The 15,519-nt window shown below is 62.0% G+C and carries 24 protein-coding genes; 10 read left to right on the top strand and 14 right to left on the bottom strand.

Annotated features, from left to right (window positions below):
* Positions 1–364 precede the first annotated feature (364 nt).
* The 5 genes from L4923_RS24760 (at position 365) to L4923_RS24780 (ending at position 3,404) form a co-directional block, all read left to right on the top strand.
* Positions 365–748, top strand: coding sequence for a DUF983 domain-containing protein (locus L4923_RS24760; protein ID WP_239369771.1), 384 nt, complete (start codon positions 365–367; stop codon positions 746–748).
* 303 nt (positions 749–1,051) lie between these two features.
* Positions 1,052–2,374 (top strand): NRAMP family divalent metal transporter, encoded by a 1,323-nt coding sequence (locus tag L4923_RS24765; RefSeq protein ID WP_239369772.1) that lies wholly within the window; start codon positions 1,052–1,054, stop codon positions 2,372–2,374.
* 99 nt (positions 2,375–2,473) lie between these two features.
* Positions 2,474–2,986: a YciE/YciF ferroxidase family protein gene (locus L4923_RS24770; protein ID WP_239369773.1), complete on the top strand. Its 513-nt coding sequence runs from the start codon at positions 2,474–2,476 to the stop codon at positions 2,984–2,986.
* A gap of 45 nt (positions 2,987–3,031) precedes the next feature.
* Positions 3,032–3,217, top strand: coding sequence for a hypothetical protein (locus L4923_RS24775; protein ID WP_239369774.1), 186 nt, complete (start codon positions 3,032–3,034; stop codon positions 3,215–3,217).
* Entirely contained in the window at positions 3,195–3,404 is a 210-nt protein-coding gene (locus L4923_RS24780; RefSeq protein ID WP_239369775.1) for a hypothetical protein, read from the top strand. Before L4923_RS24775 ends, L4923_RS24780 begins: the two co-directional genes overlap by 23 nt.
* A gap of 282 nt (positions 3,405–3,686) precedes the next feature.
* On the opposite strand, the gene L4923_RS24785 is transcribed toward L4923_RS24780, so the two are convergent.
* The 4 genes from L4923_RS24785 to L4923_RS24800 all read right to left on the bottom strand — a co-directional run bounded on the left by L4923_RS24785 (position 3,687) and on the right by L4923_RS24800 (position 5,042).
* Complete coding sequence (locus L4923_RS24785; protein ID WP_239369776.1) at positions 3,687–3,896, bottom strand: hypothetical protein; 210 nt, start codon at positions 3,894–3,896, stop codon at positions 3,687–3,689.
* 200 nt (positions 3,897–4,096) lie between these two features.
* The gene (locus L4923_RS24790; RefSeq protein WP_239369777.1) at positions 4,097–4,306 is read right to left on the bottom strand and encodes a hypothetical protein; all 210 of its coding nucleotides are present in this window, start codon (positions 4,304–4,306) and stop codon (positions 4,097–4,099) included.
* A 104-nt stretch (positions 4,307–4,410) separates the two neighbouring features.
* Complete coding sequence (locus tag L4923_RS24795) at positions 4,411–4,791, bottom strand: DUF982 domain-containing protein (RefSeq protein ID WP_239369778.1); 381 nt, start codon at positions 4,789–4,791, stop codon at positions 4,411–4,413.
* Positions 4,791–5,042 (bottom strand): hypothetical protein, encoded by a 252-nt coding sequence (locus L4923_RS24800; protein WP_239369779.1) that lies wholly within the window; start codon positions 5,040–5,042, stop codon positions 4,791–4,793. Before L4923_RS24800 ends, L4923_RS24795 begins: the two co-directional genes overlap by 1 nt.
* Positions 5,043–5,263: 221 nt before the next feature.
* Between L4923_RS24800 and L4923_RS24805 the strand changes: the two genes are divergently transcribed.
* Positions 5,264–5,641, top strand: coding sequence for a VOC family protein (locus L4923_RS24805; protein WP_239369780.1), 378 nt, complete (start codon positions 5,264–5,266; stop codon positions 5,639–5,641).
* A 26-nt stretch (positions 5,642–5,667) separates the two neighbouring features.
* On the opposite strand, the gene L4923_RS24810 is transcribed toward L4923_RS24805, so the two are convergent.
* Positions 5,668–5,898, bottom strand: coding sequence for a hypothetical protein (locus L4923_RS24810; protein ID WP_239369781.1), 231 nt, complete (start codon positions 5,896–5,898; stop codon positions 5,668–5,670).
* A 111-nt stretch (positions 5,899–6,009) separates the two neighbouring features.
* A complete protein-coding gene (locus L4923_RS24815; protein ID WP_239369782.1) occupies positions 6,010–6,219 on the bottom strand; it encodes a cold-shock protein in 210 nt (69 codons plus the stop codon).
* Between the two features lie 129 nt (positions 6,220–6,348).
* Here L4923_RS24815 and L4923_RS24820 point away from each other — a divergent pair, with 129 nt between their 5' ends.
* Positions 6,349–6,702, top strand: a complete 354-nt coding sequence (locus L4923_RS24820; protein WP_239369783.1) for a hypothetical protein — start codon at positions 6,349–6,351, stop codon at positions 6,700–6,702.
* A gap of 53 nt (positions 6,703–6,755) precedes the next feature.
* On the opposite strand, the gene L4923_RS24825 is transcribed toward L4923_RS24820, so the two are convergent.
* Both L4923_RS24825 and L4923_RS24830 read right to left on the bottom strand, forming a co-directional pair.
* On the bottom strand, positions 6,756–7,328 hold the full coding sequence (locus tag L4923_RS24825; protein ID WP_239369784.1) for an ATP-dependent Clp protease proteolytic subunit: 573 nt from the start codon (positions 7,326–7,328) through the stop codon (positions 6,756–6,758).
* A gap of 37 nt (positions 7,329–7,365) precedes the next feature.
* Entirely contained in the window at positions 7,366–7,554 is a 189-nt protein-coding gene (locus tag L4923_RS24830) for a hypothetical protein (protein ID WP_239369785.1), read from the bottom strand.
* A gap of 185 nt (positions 7,555–7,739) precedes the next feature.
* Between L4923_RS24830 and L4923_RS24835 the strand changes: the two genes are divergently transcribed.
* Positions 7,740–7,961, top strand: coding sequence for a DUF3606 domain-containing protein (locus tag L4923_RS24835; protein WP_239369786.1), 222 nt, complete (start codon positions 7,740–7,742; stop codon positions 7,959–7,961).
* Positions 7,962–8,134: 173 nt separating this feature from the next.
* The gene (locus L4923_RS24840) at positions 8,135–9,574 is read left to right on the top strand and encodes an FAD-dependent oxidoreductase (RefSeq protein ID WP_239369787.1); all 1,440 of its coding nucleotides are present in this window, start codon (positions 8,135–8,137) and stop codon (positions 9,572–9,574) included.
* Positions 9,575–9,586: 12 nt separating this feature from the next.
* Here the strand turns inward: L4923_RS24840 and L4923_RS24845 are convergent, their stop codons facing one another.
* The 3 genes from L4923_RS24845 to L4923_RS24855 all read right to left on the bottom strand — a co-directional run bounded on the left by L4923_RS24845 (position 9,587) and on the right by L4923_RS24855 (position 12,153).
* Positions 9,587–10,045 (bottom strand): DUF2267 domain-containing protein, encoded by a 459-nt coding sequence (locus L4923_RS24845; protein ID WP_239369788.1) that lies wholly within the window; start codon positions 10,043–10,045, stop codon positions 9,587–9,589.
* Positions 10,046–10,141: 96 nt separating this feature from the next.
* A complete protein-coding gene (locus tag L4923_RS24850) occupies positions 10,142–11,893 on the bottom strand; it encodes a thiamine pyrophosphate-dependent enzyme (RefSeq protein WP_239369789.1) in 1,752 nt (583 codons plus the stop codon).
* 47 nt (positions 11,894–11,940) lie between these two features.
* The gene (locus L4923_RS24855) at positions 11,941–12,153 is read right to left on the bottom strand and encodes a hypothetical protein (protein WP_239369790.1); all 213 of its coding nucleotides are present in this window, start codon (positions 12,151–12,153) and stop codon (positions 11,941–11,943) included.
* A gap of 256 nt (positions 12,154–12,409) precedes the next feature.
* Here L4923_RS24855 and L4923_RS24860 point away from each other — a divergent pair, with 256 nt between their 5' ends.
* Entirely contained in the window at positions 12,410–12,574 is a 165-nt protein-coding gene (locus L4923_RS24860) for a hypothetical protein (protein ID WP_239369791.1), read from the top strand.
* Positions 12,575–12,706: 132 nt separating this feature from the next.
* On the opposite strand, the gene L4923_RS24865 is transcribed toward L4923_RS24860, so the two are convergent.
* From L4923_RS24865 to L4923_RS24875, 3 genes are all read right to left on the bottom strand, one after another.
* Positions 12,707–12,955, bottom strand: a complete 249-nt coding sequence (locus tag L4923_RS24865; protein WP_239369792.1) for a DUF982 domain-containing protein — start codon at positions 12,953–12,955, stop codon at positions 12,707–12,709.
* Positions 12,956–13,369: 414 nt separating this feature from the next.
* On the bottom strand, positions 13,370–14,704 hold the full coding sequence (locus L4923_RS24870) for a PQQ-dependent sugar dehydrogenase (RefSeq protein WP_239369793.1): 1,335 nt from the start codon (positions 14,702–14,704) through the stop codon (positions 13,370–13,372).
* A 21-nt stretch (positions 14,705–14,725) separates the two neighbouring features.
* The coding region (locus L4923_RS24875) for a c-type cytochrome (RefSeq protein ID WP_239369794.1) at positions 14,726–15,519 on the bottom strand (794 nt) is incomplete at its 5' end.

The raw sequence follows: 15,519 nt of genomic DNA on the forward strand, positions 1-15,519 counted from the left end.
CTTCTTGAAGAACCAACCGCCCAGGTCACGCAAAGTTCCGGCTTTGATGGGCCGGCGCGCGCAGCCTCGCTGGCCGGAAAGCCGCCCAAAAAACTGGCCAAAAAACTGGAACGACTTCGCTTGCCGCAGGTTCGGATTAAAAGGAGACCCGATGGCTGCGACGTGTTCAAACGTAGGCCTGCCGAGGGCGCGGCCGTCGAAGCACGCGCTAAACCCGTCCCTGCATTCCGACATAAGCCTGGAGGATGACGCCGATGCAAAGCCCCAGACCCGGCGAACCGCCGCCACCCAGGCCCATCCCTGCGCCGACGCCACCGAGGCCTGACCCCAACCCGGACCCCGGTCCTCTGATCTGGAGCGACAGATGACGGTCTACAACGAAACCACCAACCCGGCGCTCACCGGTATCAAGGGCCTCTGTCCGCGATGCCAGACAGGGCACCTGTTTTCGGGCTTCCTGAAACTTGCGCCGCGATGCGAGGTGTGCGGCCTGGATTATTCGTTTGCCGATCCGGCCGACGGGCCGGCCTTCTTTTCCATGTCGATCGTCGCGTTCCCCGCTTTGGCTTTCGCGTTGTGGCTTCAGCTCACCTACGATCCGCCCTATTGGCTGCACCTCTTCACGACGCTGCCTCTGACAGCCGGTGCGGGCACCCTGCTGCTTCGGCCTTTCAAGGGCTGGCTGGTGTGTTCGCAATATTTTCACAAGGCGGCCGAAGGCATCATCGACAGGGACTGGCGCCGGTAACGACGGGCGGTCGTACCACGCGTGAGGCTGGCTTGAAGCCTGGCCAATGCCGAAAGAACTGCCGCAGGGCCCCTGATCTCGAAGCCACAGGAGCGTCGGCCACAGGTGCAAAGCTCTTGCGACGGTTCGAGCCGTTAATCATCCTTGATATTCGAGCCGCGGCTTCGGTGTGGCATGCCGCTGACCGGCACGTTCAGAATAGGCTCAAGCGATCCCGCCGTCTGAAATTTGGAACGGCGGGGCGCTGAGGCAATTTTCCTTCCACGCCAGTCGGCGGCGCCATGCAAGGGAGGAAACCGGTTTATGGGTGCTTCGGACTCAACATCCGCCTCGGGGCCACTGTCAGATCGGGACCCCGTCGTCGAGCCCAGCAAACCGCGCCTGCTGAAAATGCTCGGACCGGGATTGGTCACCGGCGCTTCCGACGATGATCCCAGCGGCATCGCCACCTATTCGCAAGCCGGCGCACAATTCGGTTATGGCGTCAGCTGGTCGCTGGTGCTGACCTATCCGCTTATGGTCGCCGTGCAGATGATCAGCGCGCGTGTCGGGCGCACCACCGGCCATGGCATCGCCGGCAACATCGCCAGAAGTTATCCGCGCTGGGTAGCCTACGCCATAACCGTGCCGCTGCTGGTTGCCAACGTGGTGAACGTCGCCGCCAACCTTGGCGCCATGGGCGATGCGTTGAAGCTTCTGGTCGGCGGCTGGCAGCTTCTCTATGTCGTGCTGTTCGGGCTGATCTGCATCGCCATGCAGGTGCTGCTTGCCTACAAACGCTACGTCGCCGTGCTGAAATGGCTGGCGCTGGCGCTGCTTGCCTATGTCGCCACCTTGTTCGTGGCAAAGGTGGATTGGCTGGCGATGGCGAAGGGCCTGGTCATTCCGCACCCGTCTCTCGATCCGTCCTACCTGTCGATCGTCGTTGCCATCTTCGGCACGACCATCAGTCCTTATCTCTTCTTCTGGCAGGCTTCCCAGGAAGCGGAAGACCTCAAGGAGAAGCCGCGCCGCGAGCCGCTTGTCGAACGCCCTTCCCAGGCCGACCGTGCCGAAGAACGCATCGCGCTCGACACCATGGTCGGCATGGCCATCTCGAATCTGATCGCGCTCGCCATCATGACGACCACCGCGGCCACGCTGCATGTCGCCGGCACGACCGATATCGAGAGCTCGGTGGATGCAGCCAAGGCGCTGGAGCCGGTAGCCGGTTCGGCCGCCACGCTGATCTTCGCCGTCGGCATCATCGGTACCGGCATCCTGGCCGTGCCGGTGCTTGCAGGCTCCGCCGCCTATGCTGTCGCAGAGGCTGCCAGATGGCCGGTTGGTCTTTCGCGCAAGCCGCGCGAAGCGAAGGCCTTCTATGCAACCGTCACCATCGCAACCGCGATCGGTATCGGGCTCAATTTCACCCCCATCGAGCCGATCAAGGCGCTGGTCTGGAGCGCCGTCATCAACGGCGTCGTGGCGGTCCCCGTCATGGCAATCCTCATGCTTTTGGCCAGCGACCCCAAGATCATGAAGGAGTTCGTCATCGGCGCCGGCCTGAAGATTCTTGGCTGGCTTGCGACGATCGTCATGGCAGCAGCCGTCGTCGGCATGGCCGTGACCAGCTTTCTCGGATGAGCCCAGTTTTTTGGCCCAGTTTTTTGGAACGAAGCCTTTTGCAGGCAGTTCGTTGAGCGAGGTGCAAAAGCCCTCGGTCCCAACTGGAGGAAAATCGCGATGGCTCGTTCAGCCGACACTCAAGGCCTGCAGGATCTGTTCCTCGACGGCTTGAAAGACATTCTCTACGCAGAAAAGAAAATCCTGAAGGCGTTGCCGAAAATGGCCAAAAGCGCCTCCGACAAGGCGATATCGCAAGCCTTCGAAAAGCACCGCGAACAGACCGAGGGTCAGGTCGAGCGGCTGGAAGAAGTGTTCTCGATGTTGGACAAGGCGCCGCGCGGCAAGACCTGCCCCGCCATCGACGGCATCATCGAGGAAGGTTCGGAGATCATGGAGGAGTACAAGGGAACGCCTGCCATTGACGCCGGCCTTGTAGCGGCGGCGCAGGCCGTGGAGCATTACGAGATCGCGCGCTACCGCACGCTCTGCGCCTGGGCCGAAGAGCTTGAAATGCCGGAAGCCGTGAAGTTGCTGCAGGCGACGCTGGACGAGGAAAGCGAAACCGACGCCGCTCTTGCACAGCTTGCCAAAAGCGACGCCAATCCACGTGCCCTTCAAAAAGCGGCCTGACCCGCAAGGAGAACAGGCCCCGGCAACGGGGCCTGTTGAATTTCAATGACCAAACTCAAGAAACGCGGCACGTTGTGGCGCTCCCGGGCGCGGCGCATCGAAACCGCGATCGAGGCGTCCTATTTCGCGCGGCGCTTCGGCCTCACCAAAGAAGAGGCCGTTTCGATCATCAAGGACGCTGCCGCACCCAACACCATGGAGCGAGCCGATGCCCCGCCAAAACGACTTTGAAACCGGCGCACGTGTGCCCAAGCCTGGCAAATCGTTGCGTCCCGACCCGATCCACACCGGCGACCGCGGCGACGAGCCGAAAAAGCCCTACGGTCTCGTCGAGGACCGCGAAGACGTGAACGACAAGACGCGGCATTCCGACGGTCGCAGCCACAGCCATCCGCGCCTTCGCGGGCATCCGGGTTGAGCTGTACCGGGCAGGCGAGGATGGCTGCAGTTTGTTTGAACCATCGGCGCCGAAAACCGTTGATATAGGTCTTCATTGAAGGCTCCCCCAAACCTGATTGCGCCGCCGCTTGAGGCGGCGCTTTTTTGGCTGCGCCACCTTCGGACCCTGACCCGAATAGATTTTAGGAACGCCTGTCTGCGCCATCGGTTTTAAAGGAGCCGATGGACATCCCTCCCCATTGGCGATCCCGGCCGGCCCGGTGTGGCCCACACTCCGCATCGGGTCGGTTCGCGGGTATCGTTATCGGCCCAACGGACGTCGCGACAGCTCGATCAGTTCATCCTCGTCCCTGATGCCGAGCTGGTAGTTCGCGATGATCCGCGAAGCGCGTTGCTCCCGGTCGCTGTTGTTTTCGAATTTGCGACAGGTAGCCTCATAGACCCTGGTGAGCAGCGCAATTTCCTCGGGCTGGAGCACTCCGGCTTCTTCCAGTTTCTGACGCATGGGCATGGCAAGCACTCCCTAACTAGAAATATAAGCAGTGAAGCCCCAAACGCAAAAGGTCCGCCTCGGCGAAACCGAAATCACGCAGCGCGGCCGCGCATGCCGCCGTCTCTGCAGTCACGACTGATAAGACTTGCCAGCGCCAACGTCCCGCCCGGGGAACCGCCGGCCTGTCCTCCGCATCGCGCAGGTCGGTGGCGGTCCCTCTAGCGACCCAGAGGGCGCCGTGAGAGCTCGATCAGTTCCTTCTCATCCCTGATGCCGAGCTGGTAGTTGGCGATGATCCTCGAAGCGCGACTTTCCCGCTCTTCGGCGGACTCGCCTTCGATGGCAGTTTCGGCAAAAATCCTGCTGAGCAGTTCGATTTCTGCGGGCCGAAACACGGAAGCATCTTCCAGCTTTTTGCGGATGGGCATGGCGTTTTTCTCCCAGCCCGGGAAATATACGCGCCGATGCCTGAAATGCAAAAGCCCGCCCCGGTCATCGGAGCGGGCGGCAACCGTCCAAATGGGGCGGTCGTTTAGATATGCGATCTCCTGAGCGTACCGGCGACAGATCCGGGCACGCGCCTGGTTCTCAATCTGCCCGGATGGACCGAGGGGTGGAAAATGAAATTCTCCGGCTCTATGGCAGCAAGTTCCTGCGCCACCCGATCGTGCAGCTTTCGCGGCTCAACGATCCGCCCTTGCGCGCGCGCCGCCGCCAGGAAGGCGTCATAGGCCACCCTTGGGGTGCACCAGCCTTGCCGGGCCCGCTCGGTCAGGCAGGCCGCGCGGCGGTAGAGCGCGCAGGTCTTGTCGGGCCATGCCATCTCCAGCGCCTTGGCAACATGATGCAGGCACGAGACATGAAATTCGTAGCCCCGCGCGGTGCAAAACGTCACTGGTTTGAACGGAGCCATCAGTGATTTCCCCGCAGCATCTTCGCAGCCGGCGATTTGCGGCCAAGGTAGAGTGCGATGCTTTCCCGGATTTCGTGCTCATCGAAGACGCCTTGGGAAAACAGGCTCATCGTTGCCCTGGCCAGATCCTCGGCCGCTGCGCTGCCCTCGAAAAAGCCCCGCTCATTGCACAAATCGTCGTAGATACGCGTGAGTGCTGCCATGTCGCCCGGATAGGCGATGCCGCCAATGGCAGAATGGTTAACGGCCATGCTTTACCTCCTCGATATGCTCCAACATCAAGGCGATTTGGAATCCCCAAGTTCCGCCTCGGACCAACAAATGTTGCAGTTGTCGTTGAGTTCCAAAATTCTGCGGTGGAGAATGCAAAGGGCATTCCGATGAACGGGGCGGGTTCTTTTTTGTCTGGTGCCCGTGCCTGTCTGGCACCCATCAGGAGTTTCGGGAACGCCGACTGGCGAGGCTGGTTTGGATGCTGGGTGAAGCCGGCAAAGGGAAAACCATGCTCAGGATCGGTTCAATCGTATGGGGTGTGAACGATGTGCCGCGCGCCATCGAATTCTGGTGCGCGGCCTTGAACTACAGGCCGTTGCGGGAACCATCGCCCGACTGGGCGATCCTCGTTCCGGCTGAGGGGCAAGGCCAGCAGATGGCCATCACGGTCGTCTCCTCCGACGCCGCAACGCATCAGCGCCATCACCTCGACCTTTACGCATCCGATCAGGAGGCCGAGGTGGAACGGCTTCTGTCGATCGGCGCGCGGCGCGTGGACTGGCGTTATCCGGAGGGTGCCGACTATGTCGTTCTCGCCGACCCGGATGGCAACACATTCTGTGTCGTGGAGAAGTAGGCTCCTGGCGGACTTCTCCGGAAAGGTCAGCCGGCTGCCGCGCGACGCTTTGCCCGGACCGCCTTCGGTTTTGCCGGCGTGGCCGCGGCCGCAGCCGTCTCCCGGGCAAGTCGGGCCTGGCGCAGGCGCTCGGTCTTGGCCTCCCGTTCGGCCTTCTCGCCGTCGAGGATCTGGCGCGCGACCCTGGTGGTCAAGTCGCTCTTGAGTTCCGACGAATTGGGTTTGGGTTTGAAAATTCCATCAGGCACAGTTTTCATGAGCAGTTCCCTTGAAAGGAAAAAAGGCCGGGCAAGCCCGACCTTCTCCAAAAGCCATCTCGATGGCCGATGCCAGTACATCCGTGGTCAAAGGCCAGAAACGACCCTGTCTTAGATCGCCTGCAGGTTTTCAGCAGAGCTCTTGCCGGTTTTCCGATCGGCGACGACTTCGAAGTTCACCTTCTGCCCTTCGGCAAGACCGCGCATACCGGCGCGCTCTACTGCCGAAACATGGACGAAGACATCCTTTGAACCGTCATCCGGCTCGATAAATCCGAAGCCCTTTGTCGAATTGAAGAACTTTACTGTTCCCGATGTCATCTAGAATTTCCTTTCAATTGCATAGAAAATCGCCGTCTGACATCATGCCAAACGCCGCAGTCTTCGAAATTGAGAGGAAGATCGGTTAGGCGCCGAAGCGCGAAAACAAGCTAAACAGGCAAGATCGATTTGAAATACTTAGAACGAATTTACGGCAAATACAAGGCTGGCAAAAAAATATTCAAATTAGACATGGACAGCGCGGCCCTGGAAGCGCATCGTTTCCGGCGGGCGGCGAGCACCTCGATAAGACGGGAGCAAGCGATGCATGCGTTCTACGTGGCCAGCAGAAATGCCCTCTTCCGGCTTCGCCGTGACCTATGGGCCTTGCCCTGGGAGAAGCCTGCGAGCGCCGGGAATGCATCGATCGTCGCATCGCCAGGGGCCCTTCCACCGCCGGCGGCACGGCGCCGTCGCGACAACGATGCCGTGGGTGCGGCGCGACGCGCAAAGGAAACGATGGACCGAAATCACCTGATCTGAGCCATCGGCAGAAGCGGTCTGCGTCCGGGAAGTTCGGGGTAGTCGCTGGAAGCTCAGAGCACCTTTTCGATCAGGCCCATCTCAAGGGCCTGTGCGGCGGTGAGATAACCATCGTCTTTCGCACGCTGCATCAGCGCGTCAGCCGTGGTCTTCGAACCCGCTGCAAGCTCCTCGAACCCCTCACGCTCCAGGCGGCAGGCAGTCTCGAGTTCGGCAAGCAATTCGCGCACGATCTGCATCATTGCCCGTGCCGGTCCCTCGAGGCCGATGTCGCGCTGGATCTGCCGCTCGTGGATGAGCAGGACGGTGTCCGAGGTCAGGAAACGCGCCTGTCTTGGAAACGCAGCCAGGATAGTGATCCCGGCAGAGTAGACCAGCGTCTTGCCGACACACCAGACGTTGCGCCCGCCATGCTCTTGGAATGCGCGCACTTCCAGGGCGATGCGGCGTGCCACGTCGGCATCGCCGCCAAACGTACTGAGTTCGAGGACGAGGTCCTGATTTTCCTCGAGAACCCGCGCGCGCTGGTCGAGGAAGGCTGCAAGCGTGTCGTCGCCGATCGTGCCGTTGATGCGTGCATTCGGCCGGAAGAACAGGGACTGCAGGTCGGGTCGCTGTGTGTCCATGCCGTTGTCATCCGCTGCGAAGTGGCTGCTGGCGCGTTCAACGCATCTCGTCGAGCTGGTCGGCTTCCGTGCGAAGGATGGCTGCCACTTCTTCCAGGCTCATATGTGTGGCCATGAGGTTGATGGCGCATTCCAGGAACGTCAGGCTGGAGCGGCGCAGATATTCCGCAGCCGCCTTTTCGGAAAGCGTTTCGAGGGGGGAGGGTCTGTCGGGAGCTTGCGGCACGCGTTCGCTCGTTCTGTCATTGTCACTCAAGTTACAAGGAAACGCTGCTGCAAAGGTTCCGATTTTTTGGTCGCGGCAATCCGCGTTCATCAGTCGAACTGACGGTGGAATGCAGTTTTCAGGAACTTTTCCAGCAAGCGCCGGTTCGTTTGAGATGGAAGTTGGTTTTCGACGGAGCGATGGCCATGCCTGACGACAAATCGAAACAGGACTCTCGGGACCGCGACCGTGTTTCGGCCCAGGACGAATATGAGGTCAGTTACTTCGCCAGCAAGTTCAATCTTTCGACCGACGAAGTGCTCGATCTCATCAAGCGCTACGGCAACGATCGCGAAACATTGGAGCGCCACGCCGGCGCCATGAAGGACGAGGCGGAAGCCAGGGCGCGCAACGGAAACAAGGATTAGCTGATGCAGGAGAGGGAATCTCTCGCTTCGAAAAGTTTCGACGCTGCCCCAGCAGAAAAAGCAGTGGTAGCCGAGCTTGTTGTCTCTGCATACGGAGCCGTCGCCGGCACGTCCAGGTGTCCCTGATGCCCGGACCGAACGGGCAGCTGGGCTGTGTCTGGGAAGGCTGCAGCATGGCCGCCACAACCCATCCCGCGCTTGAAGGCGCGCATCTCACCGAGACCGTGATTATAGGCGCGGGCATCGTCGGCCTTTCCACGGCCTTGCGTCTCGCCGAACAAGGGCGCCCGGTCATTGTACTGGAAGGGCTGCGCGTCGGCCGCCAGGTGTCGGGGCGCTCGTCCGCCAAGATCACCACGCAGCACAGGCTCATCTACCGTCACCTCCTCGCTTCCGTCGGAGTCGAAGGCGCGGCTGCCTATGCCGAAGCGAATATCCTCGGCGCCGGGCAGATCCGCAGATGGATCGCCAACCACGGCATTTCCTGCGATCTGCAGGAGAAGCCGGCTTATACCTATACCTGCGAACGGGTGCGGCTTCCCGATCTCGAAGCGGAGATGATCGCGGCCAACAGCCTGGGCCTGCATGCCGAAATCGTCGAGCAACTGCCGCTTCCCTTCGACACTGTCGCAGCACTGCGCTTCCCCGATCAGGCGCAATTCAATCCGGTCCACTACCTGGACGGGCTTGCTCGGGCATTCGTCGATCTGGGCGGAAAGATCTTCGAGCAGAGCCGGGTGCTTTCCGTCGACGATGGCCACCGCTGGCGCGTGGCAACATCGGCGGGTTCGATAGAGGCGGAAAACGTCGTGGTGGCCACCAACATGACCATCAAATCGCCTGTCGGAATGGCAAACCGCACGCAGCCGAGAAGCCACGCAGTCATGGCGTTCCGCTTCGACAATCCCTCTCTGGTCGACGGCATGTTCATTGCGGCCGACGATCCCGTACGCTCCTTCCGCACCGGCCGTGACGGCTCCGGCTCCGTGCTGCTTGCCCTTGGGCCTCACTTTGATACCGGCCATGAAAACGACGTGGCCGCGCGTTTTGCCGAGCTGGAACGCTGGGTGCGTGCTCACTTTCCGGTCGGCGACAGCCTCTGGTACTGGTGCAACGAAGACTACGACACGGCCGATTGTATCCCGCTGGTGGGCGAACCCGATCCGGTCAAGGCTCCGGGCTTCTACATTGCCACTGGTTTCAATGCCTGGGGCATCACCAACGGCACGGCCGCCGGCCTGTTGATCTCCGACGGCATTGCCGGCCGCGTCAACCCCTGGCGCGAACTCTATGATCCTTCGCGTTCGTTGCCGGACGATTTTCATCGCAATGGCGACACCGCTTCCACTGTTTCCGGCGTCTCGGATATTCCGAAGGGCGGCGGCGGTATTGTCACCCGCGGCAAGGAGAAATTCGCCGTCAGGCACCTAGAGGACGGTACCTTGCAGGCACTGTCCGCCCAATGCACGCACAAGGGTTGCACGGTCAGCTGGAACAATGTCGAGCAGACCTGGGATTGCCCTTGTCACGGCTCGATCTTCGCGGCGGACGGCTCCGTTATCCATGGCCCGGCCCGCCAGCCGCTGAAGAAGGCGCCCGAATTTCCCCGATGATGTGCCGGGGCATCACCCGTTGGTGGCAACCGGTACATCAGGATCGGGCCACAGCGCACGCGCAGGCTCGGGCAGTGCCATGCGTATTTTCCTAATCTGGTCTGGGTTCAGGTAATGCGCCAGCACCTTGAACACGGCCTGTGCCGCATCGGCGGGGTCCACCGGCCGGCTTGTCGCCAGGTCGTCGCTGATCGCCTTCAGGAAAGCCTCGCGCGAGCGCAGTCGCCTGGGCTGCGCTTCCGGACGGAACTGATCGTAATAGGCGCCGCGGACAAGCAGGGGCAGCTCTGCCCCGAAATGTGCAGCCAGCTCTACCGGCACATTGTCGCGGATCGTGCGCAACACCGCACCGAGCACATGCCAGGAGAGCTGCTTGTCCGGAGCCAGGGACGGATGCTCGCCGATCTCGTTGAGCCATATGTGGGTGGTTTGCAGGGTTCTGTCGAAGACGTCGACACCGGTGGCACTCATGGCATTCTCCTTTCCTGTCACCTCTCCTGTTCGTTCCGCGCTGAACGAACGGCCGCCTGGGCCGGGAAGCCTGGCGCGGGATTTCGGAAGCGTCGGTCAGCCCATCATCGTCTTGAGCGGCTCCTGGCTGAGATTGGCTTCGATCTCCCGCTTGCCTTTCGTCTCGGGCAAGGCGTTTCGCATGTTCTTGCGATAAAGCCCCGGCATGCGTGGCGGCATCATCGGTTCATACGCATCGACGACGGCCTCGATGATCACCGGCCCTTCGGCGTTCTGGGCGGCATCCAGCACGCCTTCGATCTCCTCGGGCCGCGAAACGCTGTAGCCGATGCCGCCCATCGCCTCCGCCGCCATGGCGAAATCGATCGGCTGCAGGTCGCAGGCGAATTCCGGGTTGCCGAGAAACATCATCTGTTCCCAGGCGATCTGGTTCAGCCTTCCGTTCTTGATCACCAGAAGCGTGAGCGGGATCTTGTAGCGAACGGCGGTCGAGAATTCGCCGAGCTGCATGGCCAGTCCGCCGTCGCCGACCACCGCGAAGATCGGACGGCCCGGAAAGGCGATGCCGGCGGCGATCGCATAGGGAAGCCCGCAGGCCATGGAAGCCAGCGTTCCGGACACCGCGAAAGCCTGCCCGGCTTTCATGTCGATGTGCCGGGCTGCAAGCTCCGTGTTCTGTCCGGAATCGGCCACGAGAACCGCATCCTGCGGCATGCGGTTTCCGAAGGCCTTGACGATGCGCTGCGGCTTCAGCGGAATGTCGTCCCGCGCCTCTGCTTCTGCCATCATCATGCGCCAGCGCTCCATGCTCTGGCGGGCTTTCAGCAGGAAATCCCGATCCTGCTTTCGTTGGAGCTTCTGGTTGAGCAATTGCAGCGTGACGGCGGCATCGCCGACCAGCCCGGCCTCGACGGGACAGCGCAGACCGATCCTCTGGGCGTCATGGTCGATCTGCACGCAGCGTGCCTGGCCTTTCTTCGGATAGTATTCGATGTAGGGGAACGTCGACCCGATGATGAGCAGCGCGTCGCATTCTTCCATGATCTCCTGGGACGGCAGGGTGCCCAGAATGCCTATGCCCCCGGTGGCGTGGCTGTGATCGTCCGGTAGGACTGCCTTGCCGAGCAGGGCTTTCGCAATGGGAGCAGCCAGAAGATCGGCCGTCATCTCCAGTTCCGCGCGTGCCTTCAGCGCGCCGCGCCCGGCAAGGATGGCAACCTTGGATGCGTCGTTGAGGATCGCCGCCGCTTTTTCGATCTCGGCCTCGTCGGGACGCTTGCTGCCCTCGAACCACTGATTGGGACTGTGTCCGGGACGGTTGCGCTGCGAGCGCTCCGCTTCCCCCGTGCTCATCTCCTGAACGTCGCTCGCAACGGAAATGTGGGCGACCCCGCGCGCCGCCAGAGCGGAACGGCAGGCAAGGCCCGCGACGCTCTCCATATGGGCGGCATCGCTGACCTGAACATTGAAGACGGCGACATCGTTGAAGGCACGTGTGAGGTCGACATCCTGCTGGGTGAAGGTTTCGATGAGATCGTGGAACTGCATGCCGGTGATCGCCAGAACCGGGGCCTGGTCGAGCTTCGCATCATAAAGTCCGGTCAGCAGATGGGTGCCGCCCGGACCCGATGTGGCCAGGCAAACGCCGAGCTTTCCGGTCCATTTGGCGTAGGCACAGGCCATGAAAGCGGCGGATTCCTCGTGCCGGACCTGGATGAAACGGATCTTGTCCTGCCGCGTCCGCAGGCCCTCCATGATGCCGTTGATGCCGTCCCCGGGTAGGCCGAAAATGACGTCGACGTCCCAGGCGATGAGCGTTTCAACGAGAATGTCCGCGGTATTGGGCATATCGATGCCTCCGCTGGTAGGGAGCAGCCTTGATCGGCAGCCCGATTCTAGGAATGGCGGTTTGCAGCGTGGTCCTGCCGCTGGTCGGTCTTGATTGCGTTGCCGTCCTGGCCACGTTCTTTCGAATGCTGCTTCTTGTCCCGGTTGGACAGCACCTGGTTGTCTCCGAGAGTGCCCGGATCGAGCTCGGTCATCGCTCCCGCTCCGGATCCTTTTCCATGCGTTCCTTTGCCGAAATATTTCTTGTCTCCACGTGCCATCGCTGGCTCCTTGGGTTGTGACTGCCGGAAACCGGCAAACGCTTGGTTGCTTGTCATCGGCATTCGCAATGCCGCGGGCGTCGGCGCCCTATTGGGCTAATTGCTGAGAGGGGCGATTGTTCCGGAACTTATGCGCTCGCCGCGAGGGCGTGGCCCCGCAAGCCGCAAAGGCTCTCCCTGCCGTGGCGGGATGGTGGCATTTCGCTCCATGAAGCGTACGATGGCCCGTCGCGAAGACCCAAACGGAGAAATTCGAATGGCGATGAAGCCCAATTATCGATTCGAGCGGAACCAGCGCGACCGCGCCAAGGCTGCCAAGAAAGAGGCGAAGCTTGCGGCGAAAGCGGCAAAGGGCAAGGACGCGCAGACGGAACAGGAAGATGCGCAGGAGCGCGACGGGGATTCCAAACAGGAGCTGTAGGCCAACCGGGATATTCAATGGCCCCGGTGTCGCAACCAGGGCCGAGGGGCGCAGACACACGCCGATGAATGCCGGAACTGCAGTGCGATCATCGAATGCGCAAGGAGCGTATTTGAAAGATCGCCACGCGCATCAGGCCGTTACAAGGATACCGGCCTCTCGCGCCGCAGCGATGAACGCCTTGCGCGCATGGGAAGCCGGCCGGCGCCCGCTGTCGGCATCCGAGCAGGCCTGAAGGGCGGCGCGGTGCTTGTCACCACGCTTGCCGCGCCATCTCTTGATCAGGAAGTCCAGGCCGCCGGTCGCGTCGCCGATCGTCTCCTGTGCGGTCGCCGGATCGGCACGAACCGTCACCGGCGGGTCGAATTTCTGTTTTTCCATGACGCACCTTTGTTTCCGGGCGCAAGCGATCGGTCCTGGCCGGTCCTAGAGCGTTTTCCGTTCTTCACGGAAACGCGGAAACGCTCTAAGTTTTTGTTTTCGTCGCATTTTTGTAACGCTAAGTGATTCCACTTGGCTAAAAATGCTCTAAACCGGCGCCAGCCGTGCTGACCCTTTGATGTTCGGAACAAAAAAGCCGCTGGGGATATCACCCAACGGCTCTGCTGCCTCTTTCGAGAGGTCCCTTCACAATCACCTCGCCAGTACATCCGTGGTCGGACGAAGGTGAAGGGAAAGCGCATCAACCTCTGACGGGGACGCGCCTTACCGCCCTTAGATGGAGGGCCAATGCGGTTTATTCAAGACCTGCGCTTGTTTTGTCGTGCGGCCTGCCGAAAAGCCGCCGACACAACGTCACTGCGCCGACGGCACCACGCGCCAGATGCGGTTGCCGACATCGTCTGCGACAAGCAGCGCGCCGCTTTTGTCCATGGCGACACCGACGGGGCGGCCGCGCGCGGTGTCGTTCTCGTCGAGGAACCCGGTGAGGATATCCTTGGGCGGGCCGGAAGGCTTGCCGTCCTTGAACGGCACGAAGATCACCTTGTAGCCGCTGCGCGGCACGCGGTTCCAGGAACCATGCTGTCCGACAAAAGCACCGTTCTTCATCTCGGCGCCGAAGCGGTCGCCTGGATTGAAGGTGAGCCCAAGCGAAGCGGTATGGGGCCCCAGCGCATAATCCGGCTTGATGGCGCGCGCGACGAGGTCCGGCTTCTGCGGCTGGATGCGGTCGTCGACATGCTGGCCGTAATAACTGTAGGGCCAGCCGTAGAAGGCGCCGTCCTGGACCGAAGTCATGTAGTCCGGCACCAGATCGCTGCCGATCTCGTCGCGTTCGTTCACCGCCACCCACAGCGCGCCGTTCTCGGGGTTCCACGACAGGCCATTGGGGTTGCGCAATCCGGATGCGAACAGGCGCATCTTGCCGGTGGCGAGGTCGATCTCATGCACTGCGGCGCGGCCCTCTTCTTCCTCCATGCCGTTCTCACCGACATTGGAGTTGGAGCCGACAGTGGCATAGAGCTTGGTGCCGTCCCGGCTTGCGATCACGTCCTTCGTCCAGTGGTGGTTTCGGCCTGCCGGCAGGTCGACGATCTTCTCGCCCTTGGCGTCGATCCTGGTTGCGCCTTCCTGATAGGGGAAGGCGACCACCGCATCGGCATTGGCGACATAGAGCTTGCCGTTCAGCAGGGCCATGCCGAAGGGCGAGAAGAGACCTTCCAGGAACGGCGTCTTCACCTCGGCGACGCCGTCGCCATCCGCATCGCGCAGCAAAGTGATGCGGTTGGCACTTTTGGTTTCCGCGCCGGCCCGGCTCTGGAACAGGCTCGTGAAGAAGCCGCGTATGCTGAAACCGGAATCCGGCTTGGGCGGCTTGTTGCTTTCCGCCACCAGCACGTCGCCATTCGGCAGGACATGGAGCTGGCGTGGATGGTCGAGGCCGCCGGCGAACTCGTTCACGGTAAGCCCCTGCGCCGCAGTGGGTTTGCTGCCTTCGGGCCACGGCATCGCCTCAGCCACATTGACGTTCGGCAGCCATTCGGGGCGCGGCTCGGCAAGCGTGGGGTCGGGCCCGTAGGTCTGTTCGATCGGGACGGTGGCCTCGTGCCGCGACGCATAGACGAGCGCAAAGCCGCCGGCGACGACTGCAATAATGAGGATGGCAAGCGCGATGAGGAGTTTTTTCACAGTCGACCTCCCAGTTCAGGATCAACGCCGTTCAGTCGTCGAGGTTGCGTTTGATGTGGCGGGGTTCGAGAAGAATGCCGCCAGCGCTTCGATATTCCGCTCGTTCAACCCCTTCGCAGCCTTGGTCATCAGATGGGCGCGGTCGCTGCCGCCCCGTTGGCCGGACTGGAACAGGCGCAGTTGCGCTTCCAGATAGGCCGGCTTCTGCGCCGCGATCCTGGGATAGGATTCGCTGCGCCCATCCGCATGGCAGGCCAGGCATGCCGGAACGTCCCGCTCGGGAATGCCGCGCCGCGCGATCTCTTCACCCTCGGCGACCAGGGCGGCATCGGGCTGCGACATGGCGGTCTCGGGCCACGGCAAGCCGGCAAAATGGCGTGCAAGCGCTTGCAGCTGGCTGTCGTCCACCGCCAGCGCCGGCAGCGCCATGATGCCGCTGTGCCGTTTGCCATCGGCATAGGCTTCGAGCTGCGCGGTCGAATAAGCCTGCTTCTGGCCGGCAATGACCGGTGTGGCCTCGCTGCGGCCAGCACCGTCCTTGCCATGGCAGCGCACGCATTCGGCCAGCGCCTCGTCGAAATCGGCGGGCCGGATCGGTGGAGCCTGCGTGCCGTAGGCAAGGTCGCGGTAGCGGTCGCGATCGAATCCCGGCAGTTCGCGCAGGAAGGCGACCATGGCCCAGACCTCGTCGTCGCGCGCTTGTGTCGGCCAGGCCGGCATGCCGGTGAAGCGCACGCCATGCTTGACGATTTGGAACAGCTGCGCGTCGCTCCATTCGCCGACCTTTGTCGCAAGGTCTGGCGGCTGCGGAAGCA

Origin of the sequence: Terribium retamae (assembly GCF_022347545.1) — a bacterium.
Classification (GTDB): domain Bacteria; phylum Pseudomonadota; class Alphaproteobacteria; order Rhizobiales; family Rhizobiaceae; genus Mesorhizobium; species Mesorhizobium retamae.

What these genes read in the sequence shown, in the direction of transcription:
- L4923_RS24865 (WP_239369792.1), bottom strand. Translation starts at nt 12,955, where the DNA reads ATGGAAAAACAGAAATTCGACCCGCCGGTGACGGTTCGTGCCGATCCG.
- L4923_RS24775 (WP_239369774.1), top strand. Translation starts at nt 3,032, where the DNA reads ATGACCAAACTCAAGAAACGCGGCACGTTGTGGCGCTCCCGGGCGCGG.
- L4923_RS24855 (WP_239369790.1), bottom strand. Translation starts at nt 12,153, where the DNA reads ATGGCACGTGGAGACAAGAAATATTTCGGCAAAGGAACGCATGGAAAA.
- L4923_RS24810 (WP_239369781.1), bottom strand. Translation starts at nt 5,898, where the DNA reads ATGAAAACTGTGCCTGATGGAATTTTCAAACCCAAACCCAATTCGTCG.
- L4923_RS24785 (WP_239369776.1), bottom strand. Translation starts at nt 3,896, where the DNA reads ATGCCCATGCGTCAGAAACTGGAAGAAGCCGGAGTGCTCCAGCCCGAG.
- L4923_RS24760 (WP_239369771.1), top strand. Translation starts at nt 365, where the DNA reads ATGACGGTCTACAACGAAACCACCAACCCGGCGCTCACCGGTATCAAG.
- L4923_RS24805 (WP_239369780.1), top strand. Translation starts at nt 5,264, where the DNA reads ATGCTGGGTGAAGCCGGCAAAGGGAAAACCATGCTCAGGATCGGTTCA.
- L4923_RS24800 (WP_239369779.1), bottom strand. Translation starts at nt 5,042, where the DNA reads ATGGCCGTTAACCATTCTGCCATTGGCGGCATCGCCTATCCGGGCGAC.
- L4923_RS24840 (WP_239369787.1), top strand. Translation starts at nt 8,135, where the DNA reads ATGGCCGCCACAACCCATCCCGCGCTTGAAGGCGCGCATCTCACCGAG.
- L4923_RS24835 (WP_239369786.1), top strand. Translation starts at nt 7,740, where the DNA reads ATGCCTGACGACAAATCGAAACAGGACTCTCGGGACCGCGACCGTGTT.
- L4923_RS24780 (WP_239369775.1), top strand. Translation starts at nt 3,195, where the DNA reads ATGCCCCGCCAAAACGACTTTGAAACCGGCGCACGTGTGCCCAAGCCT.
- L4923_RS24795 (WP_239369778.1), bottom strand. Translation starts at nt 4,791, where the DNA reads ATGGCTCCGTTCAAACCAGTGACGTTTTGCACCGCGCGGGGCTACGAA.
- L4923_RS24825 (WP_239369784.1), bottom strand. Translation starts at nt 7,328, where the DNA reads ATGGACACACAGCGACCCGACCTGCAGTCCCTGTTCTTCCGGCCGAAT.
- L4923_RS24770 (WP_239369773.1), top strand. Translation starts at nt 2,474, where the DNA reads ATGGCTCGTTCAGCCGACACTCAAGGCCTGCAGGATCTGTTCCTCGAC.
- L4923_RS24845 (WP_239369788.1), bottom strand. Translation starts at nt 10,045, where the DNA reads ATGAGTGCCACCGGTGTCGACGTCTTCGACAGAACCCTGCAAACCACC.
- L4923_RS24765 (WP_239369772.1), top strand. Translation starts at nt 1,052, where the DNA reads ATGGGTGCTTCGGACTCAACATCCGCCTCGGGGCCACTGTCAGATCGG.
- L4923_RS24815 (WP_239369782.1), bottom strand. Translation starts at nt 6,219, where the DNA reads ATGACATCGGGAACAGTAAAGTTCTTCAATTCGACAAAGGGCTTCGGA.
- L4923_RS24790 (WP_239369777.1), bottom strand. Translation starts at nt 4,306, where the DNA reads ATGCCCATCCGCAAAAAGCTGGAAGATGCTTCCGTGTTTCGGCCCGCA.
- L4923_RS24850 (WP_239369789.1), bottom strand. Translation starts at nt 11,893, where the DNA reads ATGCCCAATACCGCGGACATTCTCGTTGAAACGCTCATCGCCTGGGAC.
- L4923_RS24860 (WP_239369791.1), top strand. Translation starts at nt 12,410, where the DNA reads ATGGCGATGAAGCCCAATTATCGATTCGAGCGGAACCAGCGCGACCGC.